Raw genomic sequence first — 865 nt, 5'->3', positions numbered from 1 at the left:
TTCGGATCGTTAAAGCTTTGAAGCAGACTTGCATCTTGTTCGAACTGTTGAGCCACAGGTTGAAGACTCTTTGGCAGAAGGCTTGTTGCGTCAACACCAAGGGATACTTTCACCTGATTCATGAATTCTTGTAGGAATAGTTCTGTTGGTGACAATGGCTCTTCAACCCAGTAAATCCCGTAATCTGTCACGTTCGCCAGCTTCGCAGCTAACTCAACGGCATCATCGAAGTCACCCATTTGGTCAACAAGACCGAATGATAAGGCATCTTGACCTGTCCAAACTCGGCCTTGCGCGACTTTGTCTACCTCTTCTACCGTCATATCTCGGTTTGAACCAACCAAAGAGATAAAGCGTTTGTAGCCATGCTCAATGCCTAATTGGAACGCTTGAGACGCGCCTTCAGACAAGCCAGTCGTAATGCCGTCGCCAGAAAACGGTGAGGTGCCAACGCCGTCGGTGTTGATACCAAGTTTGCTGAAGCCTTTTTCGAACGTCGTAATAACGCTGAAGATACCAATAGAACCTGTCAGTGTTGTTGGTTGTGCGACGATTTTATCTGCGCTCATTGAAATCCAGTAACCGCCAGAGGCCGCTAAGCTCGACATCGAAACTACAACAGGTTTGCCTGCTTTTTTTAGCGCTTCCACTTCGTTGCGAATCACTTCTGACGCAAACGCACTGCCACCAGGGCTGTCTACGCGAAGCACGACTGCTTTTACCTTCTCATCGTTACGCGCTTGACGCAGTAGACTTGCAACCGTGTCACCGCCTACTGTTCCACGAGGTTGCTGACCATCCATGATGGCGCCACTTGCAACAACAACGGCAATATCATGGTTTGCGAGTGTGTAGTCTGGGCGAA

The 865-nt window shown here is 49.0% G+C and carries 1 protein-coding gene; it reads right to left on the bottom strand.

All coding sequences use genetic code 11. From position 1 onward, the window contains the following. Positions 1-865, bottom strand: an 865-nt coding sequence (gene sppA / locus R7040_RS25415) for a signal peptide peptidase SppA (protein WP_318097417.1), incomplete at both ends; no start/stop codon positions are given.

Source organism: Vibrio sp. 1069, assembly GCF_033340555.1.
Note: the sequence above shows the minus strand (reverse complement) of the source record. Positions and strands in the feature narration are given on the sequence as shown.